This is a genomic window from Pseudomonas sp. YuFO8 (assembly GCF_035065025.1).
Taxonomy (GTDB): domain Bacteria; phylum Pseudomonadota; class Gammaproteobacteria; order Pseudomonadales; family Pseudomonadaceae; genus Aquipseudomonas; species Aquipseudomonas putida_AE.
The window spans coordinates 1-404 of sequence record NZ_JAXDEQ010000183.1; the positions used below are offsets into that span (position 1 = coordinate 1).

The window sequence follows — 404 nt, forward strand, 5'->3', positions numbered from 1 at the left end:
GGCGACCTGATCACCACCGCCGGCTTGATGGCCTGGTCCGAACTCGGCCTACGCCTGGTCGATCGCCTGATGGGCCCGAGCATCGCGGCCGATACCGCGCGTTTCCTGGTGATCGAGCACAGTGACAGCGCCAGCCAATGCGGCAGCAACTTCGCGCCGATACTCGGCCACGGCGACGCGGCCATCCTCAGGGTTCAGCACTGGCTTCAAGCCAGTGGCGCGGTGGATGTTTCCCTTACGGCAATGGCCCAGGAAGCGGGTCTGGAAGAGCGCACCTTCCTGCGGCGCTTTCGCAACGCGACGGGCTTGAAACCCACCGAGTACTGTCAGCACTTGCGGGTGGGCAAGGCGCGGCAGATGCTGGAGTTCACCAACGGCACCATCGACCATATCGCATGGACCGT

At 64.6% G+C, this 404-nt stretch carries 1 protein-coding gene; it reads left to right on the top strand.

The window, feature by feature from the left end:
• Positions 1–404: helix-turn-helix domain-containing protein (locus tag SOP95_RS31910; RefSeq protein WP_323609578.1), on the top strand; the 404-nt coding region annotated here is incomplete at both ends.